1 protein-coding gene is annotated in these 211 nt (G+C 43.6%); it reads right to left on the reverse strand.

What is annotated here, in order from left to right; genetic code table 11:
* On the reverse strand, positions 1 to 211 hold a 211-nt coding region (locus tag AAEY57_RS21450), incomplete at both ends, for an IS66 family transposase zinc-finger binding domain-containing protein (protein ID WP_350608822.1).

Below are 211 nucleotides of genomic sequence, written 5' to 3' on the forward strand. Positions count from 1 at the left end.
ATTTAGGCCTAATATGCTCAATCACTTTGATTTTAGCGGGTATGAACTCAAGCTTTTCTGACTTATCTTCACCCATTTTATGTAGCTCACCGCCACAGCAATCACAGGTTTTGTCGATGATGTCGTGAATAACCTGCTCACGAGGTAAGTCTTTTGGCAGTGGCTTACGCACCGGCTTTTTACGGGTATAGCTAATGGATTGTTGCTCTGC

It is taken from the genome of Pseudoalteromonas sp. MER144-MNA-CIBAN-0113 (assembly GCF_040308965.1).
Classification (GTDB): Bacteria; Pseudomonadota; Gammaproteobacteria; order Enterobacterales; family Alteromonadaceae; genus Pseudoalteromonas; species Pseudoalteromonas tetraodonis.